This is a genomic window from Marinospirillum sp. (genome assembly GCF_014859565.1).
On sequence record NZ_JACUUA010000155.1, the window covers coordinates 1 to 7,844 of the forward strand.

Consider the following 7,844-nt stretch of genomic DNA (forward strand, 5'->3'; position numbering starts at 1 on the left):
GCTAACTTATTTAAAGTGCCCAGAAAGTTGGCTGCCACAGCTACACGCAGTTCGCTGGCGAGGGCTGTGGTACTGAGCAGCAGGCTCAGGGTTAATAACAGTAATTTTTTCATCGTTTGGGTACTCACATTGGGGCATTAGGCCGTTGTAGGACGAATACGATTATGTTGAAAAATCTTCCAAGCAGAAATTAGCAGGATGCAACCCAGCAGCAGGTGCAGCAGAGCACCACCCACCCATTGCATCAACCAAGCACCAATCAGTGCGCCCAGTGCAGAACCAGCTACCATCCAGCCGATAAAGTGGCGGTGCAACTGCAGGGGTTGTAGTGCCTGCTTCTTGTGATAACGACTGATCCCCACCAGCAGAGTTGGCAGGCTAATCATCAGGCTCAGGGTGCCTGCCGTTTTGATATCCAGCCCGTAGATCAGCAGAAGAGTGGGGATAGTCAATTCACCTCCGGCCACCCCCAACAAACTGCTGAATACACCAATCACCACTCCAGCCAGTACACCGGCCAGCAGGGCAGTTAAACCTTCCAGCCCGGCGTAGTCCTGATGGATCAGTGGATGGGTCACCAGCACCAGACTCAGCACCAGCAGCAGTGCCACCACCCAGTGTTTTAATTGCCTCTCTGGCAAGCTGGATGCAAAGTTTGCGCCAAACCAAGAACCAACCAAACTGCCAACCAGCAGATTTAGCACTACATCCATGTGGGTCAGCAGCACATCAAACCCGACCAGCCCACCCCGAAACACCAGTGAAAAAAACACCGTGAACAGACTTACCAGCAGGTTGATAACAATCGCATCCAGCATTCGGAACTGAAACCAACCGACCAGCAAAGGCAAGCGAAACTCAGCACCGCCCAGACCAATCAGCCCGCCCAGACCAATCAGCCCGCCCAGACCAATCAGCCCGCCCAGACTGCCAATCGCTGCCCCGGTTACAAAAGCCTGAGGTGGGGAGTGGTTTTTCATTGAGTTATCCCTTTTAAAAAATCATTAATCAATCTTTGTCCAAGGCATAACCGGCTTCGCGGATCACTGCGGCGGATTCCGGTGAACGGATAAATGCCATAAAGTCAGCTGCCAGTTGTTTATCCGTGGCGGATTGCAGGATCACGGCTTTTTGTACGATGGGATCATAACTATTGGCTGGAGGAATCCACATGGAACCTTTGCCCTTGAATTCCGAGTGCATAATCTGGGCAAGTGCTATAAAACCCAGTTCAGCTGCGCCGGATGCAATATGGCTGTGTGCCTGACCAATGTTCTGAGAGCGCACAATTTTCTGCTGGGTATTCAGTTGATCCCATAACCCCATCTGTGTCAGCACCTGCTGACCCGCAAAACCGTAAGGGGCATTGTCGGGATTGGCCAGAGCAAGGTAACGAAAACGATTCTGGCGTAGCACCTTGCCTTCGGCGTCAATCAGCTTGTCATCAGCAGACCAGAGTACTGGAACACCAATGGCATAGGTAAACAGCGAATCACTCAACGCCAGCCCTTCACTCACCAGCAGTTCTGGTCGGCGACTGTCGGCAGAAAAGAAGATATCAAAAGGGGCGCTGTTCTGGATTTGTGCATAAAGAGCGCCGGATGAACCTGCACTGAGGATTACCTTGTGGTTGGTTTGTTGCTCAAAACTATTTGCCAGTTGTTGCAAGGTGCCGTTGAAGTTGGCAGCCACGGCAATTCGCAGCTCAGCAGCCTGCGCGGTAGAAGTAAGCAGGGTAACAACCACTGAAAGTAGAAATAAACCTAGTTTTTTCATGGGGTTTTCCTCGGTTTGATAAAAATCAGCGTGGTACAGCCAGTATTAAATGGGATGCTTTGATCAGTGCCAGTGTTGTGGATCCGACCTGTATCCAAGTTTCATCAGCAGCCTTGCGGGTGACAACGGCGGTCAGTAACTGGCCACTAACCAGCTTTAGTACCACCTCAGCATTGGCCGGACCTTTTTCAATGCTGATCACTTCACCCTGCAGCTGGTTTCTGGCGCTGTAGTCGTAGGACTCGTTGTGGTCGACCAGAAAAATGGAAGACGCTTTGAACAGCACAATCACTTCATTACCAGGCTGCTGATCAAGCCCCAGTTCCTTGCAGGCGGCATCAGTAATCAGGGCACACAGCTCGACCCCTTCACCGATATCGATCATGACCCGATTGTTGATCACACCCCGAATGACTTGACTGACCTTGCCGCGTAACTGATTTCTGGCTGAGGTTTTCATGGCTTGCTCCGATTGGTTGATTGACGAGGGAGCTTTAGCAAGGAGAGTGCCAGAAACCCATTTATTGTATCCATACCTATATAGCGGTAGGTGAAACGTTGCTCTGCATCCGGTGTTGTGGTTTTTGTTGCCACTGCATTGTTATGAATACGACAAATGTCAGATTCCTTTCACTGCAAGCTTTGTAGTTGTGGCTTAAAGCTAGTGGTTTATTCCACAGGGCTAGGTTGTGAGCTATGCAGTGTTTTTTTGGCATACATTTCGCTATCACCAAATTTATATAACCCTGCCTCTGGAGATGATGATGAAAACGTTGAGTTCGGCACTGATACAACCCCAGTTCCAGAAAGCACGCTTTGCCAGCAGTGCCCGCAATCATTACAGCGGGCAGGTAGTTTTTGTGGTGACAGAAGGTGAGCTGGTGCGTACCTGGTTGTTGTTGCCTTCCGGCCATGTATTACAAGCCTTACTGACCCGTTCCAGCGCTGAAGGCATGGGACTGAAAGTTGGCGGGGTGGTATCGGCATTGTTCAAGGCCGCCTCAGTGGAGTTACTGCTGGATGCTCAGCTGGAGCTGGAGGTCAGTAATCAGTGGTGGGGTGAGGTGACTCATATTGCAGCAGGTGAGGCACGGGATGAAGTCACCTTGATGGTTGCACCGGGACTGGAAATCACTGCACTGGTGAATGCCGGTTTCTGCCGTCAGCAGCGTTTGCATAAAGGAGATGCTGCCTGCGCAGTGTTCAGTGCCTCATCGGTGATCCTGCTGACACTGGTGTGGGAAGATTAAATCCATATAGATGAGGAATAAAACATGAAAAGATTAAGTGCAGGTTTACTGCTGGCAGGCTGGTTGTTCAGTGGGGTGTTGCTGGCCGAAACGCTGGTGGTGTATTCGGGTGCTGGTTTGCGACCCGCCGTGCAACCCTTGCTGGATGCCTTTGAGCAGCAAACCGGCACACAGGTGAGAGTGGAGTATGCCGGTATGGGTCAACTGATGGCACGTTATGAAACCACCGGGCGCGGTGATGTATTCATCTCCGGTACTCACTTTTACACCGACCGTTTGCAGGCGGCTGGCAAGATGACAGAAGCTCATGATCTGGGTTACCACACCGCAGTGATTGGTGTACATCCTTCCCGTGCTGCGGATATACGTCATTTTGACGATCTGGCACGTCCCGGTGTACGCCTGGCACTGGGTGATCCTCAATCCATGGCTCTGGGTCGAACTGCAGAAGCGATTTTGGATGCTAGTAAACTGGGTGATGCAATTCGTGCCAATGTGGTGGTTAGGGGAACCACGGTGCAACAACTGGCACTTTATGCTGCTCAGGGTGAGGTGGATGCAGCACTAATCGGGCGCACAGCAGCTTTGCAGCAGGGTGAAAAATTACGAATGGTGGACATTCCCTTGTCCATTTATGAACCTGAACGTATCACGCTGGGGGCGTTGGTAAGCAGTCAACAACCAGCGCTGGCACAGCAACTGATCGACTTTATTCGCTCCCCAATCGGTCGCCAGCAGTTTGAGAAGGTGGGTTATATCCTGCCGGAACATCGGATCACACCTTAATGCGACTGTACTGGCTCTTGTGTCTGCCACTGCTGGTTCTGGTGATCAGCATTCTTGGTGCGGTAGGTTCACTGGTGACTTACCTGCCATTGGATAGCCTGTGGCAGGCGTTACAAGACCCGGAAACCCTGTTTGCATTGCGCATGTCCTTGGCAACCTCGGTATTGGCTGTGCTGTTGGCATTGTTGCTGGGTGTGCCGAGTGGTTATTTGTTGGCACGTTATGCTTTTCCCGGCAAAGCCTTGGTGGAAACCCTGCTGGATTTGCCGATGGTGACACCCCCGCTGGTGGCCGGAATGGGGTTGTTGTTTTTTCTGGGGCAGGCAGGTGTTGGTGGTCAGGTGTTGAGTCAGTTTGGGGTGAGTCTGTTATTTTCACCCGCCGGTGTGGTGCTGGCGCAGACTTATGTTGCCAGTGCATTGGTGGTGCGCAGTGCACGGGCGGCTTTTCTGGCGGTGGATGTTGATTACGCACGAGTGGCAAACACCTTAGGTATGTCACCCGGCTGGGCACTGCTGCTGGTCGAAATACCCCTGGCTGCCCGTGGGCTGGCAACTGCCGCCGTGCTGGGCTGGGCAAGAGCACTGGGCGAGTTTGGTGCCACACTGATGCTGGCCGGTGCCACACGGATGTACACCGAAACCCTGCCGATGGCGGTGTTTCTTAATATTGCCAGTGGAGAAACGGGCATTGCTGTAGCGTGTGCGCTGGTATTACTGAGCTTGGCCTTTGTACTTCTGTTGCTGTTACGCCTGTTGGCTACCCCTGCGGGAGATGAAAGTGATGACCACCTGGCTGGACGTTCATAAGCTGCAACATTCTTGCCTGAAACCTCTGAGTTTCAGCTTGAAACACGGAGAGCTGGTAGTGCTTCTGGGTGCCTCTGGTTGTGGTAAAACCACACTGTTAAAGCGTCTGGCCGGTTTGTTACCCGGAGACGGTGAAATTCTGTTGCAGGGACAAGCCTTGCAGCACTTGCCAACCCATCAACGACCCCTAGCTTATCTGAGTCAGGATTTGCATCTGTTCCCGCATCTGACGGTGTACCGTAATCTTTGGTTAGCACTGTGTTTTAGTGGTTACCGAGGCGCTTTTCGGCCACGTATTGAACAAATCCTGACGCTGACACGCATTCAGCACCGGGCTGATCGCAAACCCAGAAACCTGTCTGGGGGTGAGCGGCAACGGGCAGCACTGGCGCGGGCGCTGGTTGGACAGCCTCTGTTGTTATTACTCGATGAACCCTTTTGTCGACTGGATCCAGCCAATCGGCAAGCGCTCTGGTCAGATTTCCGGGCATTACAACAACAGCAGCAACTCACTACCCTGCTGGTAACCCACGACTTGCAGGAAGCTGAGTTTCTGGCAGATCGAATACTGACTTTGGATGAGGTAATCCATGAAAACCCTGAATGATGCACAACTGCTGGCCTTGTTGCAGGAAGACCTGCCGCATGGCGACCTGACCACCGACAACCTAGCGTTACAGCAACGGCAGGGGCGGATGACGTTTAAGGCACGCCATGCCATGTGTGTTAGTGCCGTGGAAGAAGCTGTGCGGTTGTTGCAGTTGCTGGGTTGTGTGGTGCAGTCCGAAGTGGCATCTGGAACAGCATTGCAGCCGGGTGATTTGATCCTGCGGGCAGAAGGTTCAGCCCCGGTATTACTGGCAGGCTGGAAGGTGACCCAAACTCTGGTGGAATGGTCTTCTGGCATCAGTAGTTGTGCTGCCGAGATTGTGGCCGCCGCTACGAAGGTGACACCGGATATCACCGTGGCCTGTACCCGCAAGGCTGTACCCGGCACTCGCCGCTGGTCGATGCAGGCCATCAGGGATGGAGGTGCCCAGTTGCATCGTAGTGGTTTGTCGGAAACCCTGTTGTTGTTTCCCGAACATCGGGCTTTTGCTACTGGGCCGGAAACCTTGCAACAACAGATTCAGACTCTGCGCCAACGTTGCCCGGAGCGGCGTCTGGTGGTGGAGGTGACCAGTATCCAGGACGCTTTAAAAGCGGCTGAGTGGGGTGCGGAGGTGATCCAGGCAGAAAAATTTACCCTGGGTGATCTGCGACATCTGGCACAACAACTGCAAGCTTGGCCTCAGGTGCATCTGGCTGCAGCCGGTGGTATTAATGCAGCAAATGCCGCAGCTTATGCCGCAAGCGGTGCTACAATTCTGGTCACTTCCGCACCCTATACAGCGGCCCCGCGCGATGTGAGTGTATCCATACAGGAGTCCTGAACCATGAGTTACGAGTTTTCCGAGCGCTTTATCAGCCGCCTGTCGCTGGAAAATGATGCCGGTGCTGCCCTGTCGGATACCCGCATTCGGCTGCTGGAGCAGATTGACCAGTTGGGTTCGATTTCTCAGGCGGCCAAGGCGGTACCTCTATCCTACAAGGCTGCCTGGGATGCCATTGATCTGCTCAACAATACGGCTCCTGAACCGCTGGTGATCCGTTCTGCCGGTGGGCGTCAGGGCGGTGGAACACGCCTGACGGAATACGGGCGGCGTATGGTGGTGATGTACCGGGCACTGGAAATTGAATATCAGTCCACGCTGGATCGGGTAATGGCCGGTATGAACGAGATGCACAAGGGTGATCTGAAGGAGTTTCAGCACCTGATGCACCGCATGGCAATGAAAACCAGCGCCCGCAATCAGTTCACGGGACGTATATCAGGCCTGAGAGACAGTGGTCTGGATTATCTGGTACACCTGCAATTGACCGATGAGCATGAGCTGGTGGCAATGATCACCAAAACCAGCGCTGAATACCTAGGTTTATCCATGGGGGATGAAGTGTTTGCCTTGTTCAAAGCCTACAGCATGGTGCTGGTGACCCAACCGGAACAGGCACGGGGTTTTGCCAACCAGCTCTGGGGTGTGGTGGAAGGTATCAATCTCAGTCGGGATCAGGTGGAAGTGATCCTGCAACTGCCGGGTGAACGCAGCCTGGTTTCACTGATGTCGGAAGCTGACTTTAAGACCCTGAACCTGAAGCCCGGCGATAAGGCCTGTGCCTGTATTGATCCGGAACAGATCATGCTGGCTACCTACGACTGATCTGCCAACGCATGCCAAGCAGCCGAGTCAGGAAAAAACAAGGTCTCACCCATTTCATCTGCCCGAAACTGCCGGATTAGCTCTTGAACAGGCAGGCTACAACAATGGCTGATAAAAGCCAGTGCCAGTGTATGGCGGGTCGGAGGTTGATGCCGCTCTGGATTCACTGGCAGCAGTGCCATGGCATTCACCAGTAACGGGTGTTGTTCCACCAGCAGGGTCAGGCTGAGTTGGGATTTTAGGCTGAGGTAGCTGACTCGATCCATCAACAGGTAAGCCTGTTGTGCCTCGGCGGCCAGCAAGGTGGCCTGATTACCCCGATGTCCCTCATTAAAAGTCCGATACCACTGACCTTGAGGTTTTACCTCGGCAGCTTGCCAGAGTTCCTGTTCTCGAATGTGAGTGCCGGAGCCATCGGCACGACTGAGAAATGCTGACTGAGTAGCGGCAATGCGCTGTAAGGCCACCTGCGGTGAGCACTGGCGGATATTGGCAGGATCTGATTCAGGGCCCAGCAGCACAAAGTCACTGTAGAGCAAGGGGTAGCGCCCGGTGGCGTGTCCGGCTGCCACAAATGCCTGTTCCTGTTGTGGAGCATGAACCAACAGCAGATCAAATGCACCAGTACGTGCCTTGTCCATAGCCTGTCCAGTTCCCGCTGCAGTGATTTCAGTGGTGTGCCCGGTGGCTTGTTTAAAGCTGTTAGCCAGCAGATCAACCAATCCGGCTTCCACCGGGCTGATAGTGCTGATCAGGCGCAGGGTTTCGGGTGACATCTAAGTTTTCCTTGGAGGACCTATATGAAATATGAAGCGACCACGTAGGACAACCGCACCCTTATGGGTGCAGTTGTGAGAGCGCAGTGATTGCTCACTTATTCACTCGGGTATTCCACCAGCACATCCTCATCGCGCAGGATCATCTGGCAGGCCAGGCGCCAGGGTGAAGGTGGAATATCATCCACC

At 53.4% G+C, this 7,844-nt stretch carries 10 protein-coding genes; 6 read left to right on the top strand and 4 right to left on the bottom strand.

Annotated elements, in window-relative coordinates:
- Nucleotides 1-137: 137 nt before the first annotated feature.
- From IBX50_RS14945 to IBX50_RS14955, 3 genes are read right to left on the bottom strand one after another with little or no spacing between them, the layout of a single operon-like run.
- Complete coding sequence (locus IBX50_RS14945; protein ID WP_292257094.1) at nucleotides 138-980, bottom strand: sulfite exporter TauE/SafE family protein; 843 nt, start codon at nucleotides 978-980, stop codon at nucleotides 138-140.
- Between the two features lie 28 nt (nucleotides 981-1,008).
- On the bottom strand, nucleotides 1,009-1,776 hold the full coding sequence (modA, locus tag IBX50_RS14950; protein WP_292257095.1) for a molybdate ABC transporter substrate-binding protein: 768 nt from the start codon (nucleotides 1,774-1,776) through the stop codon (nucleotides 1,009-1,011).
- Between the two features lie 25 nt (nucleotides 1,777-1,801).
- A complete protein-coding gene (locus tag IBX50_RS14955; RefSeq protein WP_292257096.1) occupies nucleotides 1,802-2,236 on the bottom strand; it encodes a TOBE domain-containing protein in 435 nt (144 codons plus the stop codon).
- 298 nt (nucleotides 2,237-2,534) lie between these two features.
- Between IBX50_RS14955 and IBX50_RS14960 the strand changes: the two genes are divergently transcribed.
- The 6 genes from IBX50_RS14960 to IBX50_RS14985 are packed head-to-tail and all read left to right on the top strand — an operon-like array spanning nucleotide 2,535 to nucleotide 6,879.
- Nucleotides 2,535-3,026: a TOBE domain-containing protein gene (locus IBX50_RS14960; RefSeq protein WP_292257097.1), complete on the top strand. Its 492-nt coding sequence runs from the start codon at nucleotides 2,535-2,537 to the stop codon at nucleotides 3,024-3,026.
- A gap of 24 nt (nucleotides 3,027-3,050) precedes the next feature.
- Nucleotides 3,051-3,812, top strand: a complete 762-nt coding sequence (modA, locus tag IBX50_RS14965; protein ID WP_292257098.1) for a molybdate ABC transporter substrate-binding protein — start codon at nucleotides 3,051-3,053, stop codon at nucleotides 3,810-3,812.
- On the top strand, nucleotides 3,812-4,621 hold the full coding sequence (locus IBX50_RS14970; protein WP_292257099.1) for an ABC transporter permease: 810 nt from the start codon (nucleotides 3,812-3,814) through the stop codon (nucleotides 4,619-4,621). Before modA (IBX50_RS14965) ends, IBX50_RS14970 begins: the two co-directional genes overlap by 1 nt.
- Entirely contained in the window at nucleotides 4,596-5,228 is a 633-nt protein-coding gene (locus IBX50_RS14975; RefSeq protein WP_292257100.1) for an ATP-binding cassette domain-containing protein, read from the top strand. Before IBX50_RS14970 ends, IBX50_RS14975 begins: the two co-directional genes overlap by 26 nt.
- Nucleotides 5,212-6,054: a ModD protein gene (modD, locus tag IBX50_RS14980; RefSeq protein WP_292257101.1), complete on the top strand. Its 843-nt coding sequence runs from the start codon at nucleotides 5,212-5,214 to the stop codon at nucleotides 6,052-6,054. The genes IBX50_RS14975 and modD overlap by 17 nt, the downstream gene beginning before the upstream one ends.
- A 3-nt stretch (nucleotides 6,055-6,057) precedes the next feature.
- Nucleotides 6,058-6,879, top strand: coding sequence for a TOBE domain-containing protein (locus IBX50_RS14985; RefSeq protein ID WP_292257102.1), 822 nt, complete (start codon nucleotides 6,058-6,060; stop codon nucleotides 6,877-6,879).
- On the opposite strand, the gene IBX50_RS14990 is transcribed toward IBX50_RS14985, so the two are convergent.
- On the bottom strand, nucleotides 6,870-7,655 hold the full coding sequence (locus IBX50_RS14990) for a substrate-binding domain-containing protein (RefSeq protein ID WP_292257103.1): 786 nt from the start codon (nucleotides 7,653-7,655) through the stop codon (nucleotides 6,870-6,872). The two genes, IBX50_RS14985 and IBX50_RS14990, sit on opposite strands and share 10 nt — an antisense overlap.
- Nucleotides 7,656-7,844 lie beyond the last annotated feature (189 nt).